1 protein-coding gene and 1 pseudogene are annotated in these 981 nt (G+C 60.6%); one reads left to right on the top strand and one right to left on the bottom strand.

The features are described 5' to 3' along the window. Positions 1-668 (top strand): helix-turn-helix domain-containing protein (locus ACEWFR_RS23740; RefSeq protein ID WP_374063343.1); only part of this gene is annotated, 668 nt, incomplete at its 5' end. An 88-nt stretch (positions 669-756) separates the two neighbouring features. Here ACEWFR_RS23740 and ACEWFR_RS23735 read toward each other — a convergent pair. After that, positions 757-981 (bottom strand): annotated as a pseudogene (locus ACEWFR_RS23735) (IS200/IS605 family transposon protein TnpB); the annotation flags it as partial.

Raw genomic sequence — 981 nt, 5'->3', positions numbered from 1 at the left:
TACCATACAGATACCGACCGGTACCGATGTTTCAAGCCGAAATACACCTCCAACAGGAGAAAGCGTGCGTGCTCAACGACTTCGCGGAGTACTTCGACACGTCGTTCGACGTCGACATCGAGGAGCTCCACGACCATCTCGTGACGTTTACGATTCGGATGGAAGAGCCCCGCGACGAGTACGTCGAGTTCTTCACGGACTCCGAGCAGGTCGAGCACGTCGAGCAACTCGACGAAGCGAACTACCTGATCACGAAGACGTCGTGCGGTGCGTACTCCGCCATCGACCGTAACCACGGCGTCCTCCGACGACAGAGTCGCGTTCTCGCGAACCGCCGCGTCTACACGGTCCTGTTCTTCCGCCGGGAGGACCTGCGGGCCATGATTGACGATTTCAGCCGGATCGGCACCGTCACGCTGGGCAAGCTTACGGAGTTCAACAAGTCGAAATCGATGCTCACCGACCGGCAACTCGAGGTCGTCACGTGCGCTCTCGAGGAGGGATACTTCGAGTGGCCGCGGCGGATCAGCAGCGAGGAGCTCGCCGACGAACTGGACATCAGCCGGACGACGGCGCTCGAACACCTCCGCAAGGCGCAGTCGAAGCTCCTCACCAGCGCCATCGAGGAGAACAACCACCTGAACCTGCCCGACCGCGCTGAACCATGACATCCTCCCCGGCGTGAACGCCGGGGTTTCCTCGCGCTGGGAGTCTCGGCTATGCCGAGTTGCTTCGAGAGAGCAAGCTCTCTCGTCATCACGAGACGACTTCGTCGTCTCGAACGACCACGGAGGCAACTTGCGGGTTCGTGTGCTCCTCGTTGGGACGGGGAGAGCGTGGTGACTCCAGCCATTCGTGACTGTCCCACTTGAGGCACACAGGCCGTGCCATCGGCCGTGCTACGTCTGTTTCGTGCCGTTGACGAGACGCTTTGCGTCTCGTTTGCCAATCAGAACTCGAAGAGTTCTGATGACGCCTCAG

It is taken from the genome of Natrinema sp. H-ect4, assembly GCF_041894845.1.
Classification (GTDB): Archaea; Halobacteriota; Halobacteria; order Halobacteriales; family Natrialbaceae; genus Natrinema.
The sequence above is the reverse complement of the archived record's forward strand: the minus strand, read 5'-3'. Positions and strand labels throughout refer to the sequence as shown.